General features: G+C 45.3%; 1 pseudogene. It reads right to left on the minus strand.

The window, feature by feature from the left end:
- Nucleotides 1–243, minus strand: a pseudogene (locus CHH91_RS20985) (TetR family transcriptional regulator); the annotation flags it as partial.

A 243-nucleotide genomic window follows, 5' to 3' on the forward strand; every position in this document is an offset into this window, starting at 1 on the left:
AATACGTGCTCATCACTTCCCGTACAAGGGTCGAGTCTAGCGTCATTTCTCGGTGTGCCATGCGCGCTAGCCAATGACACGATTGCTGGTAAAGCAGCACTTTGTTAAACAGCTCTACTAAAGAATCGATGGGATCGCCGTTTGGTTCCCGTGCGGCTGTTTCCATCGTTTTTACATACCCTTCAAAAAAATCGATTAATAACGATTCAAACAAAGCCTGCTTTCCGCCAAAATAATACGAGA

It is taken from the genome of Virgibacillus sp. 7505 (genome assembly GCF_002272135.1).
Taxonomy (GTDB): Bacteria; Bacillota; Bacilli; order Bacillales; family Amphibacillaceae; genus Terribacillus.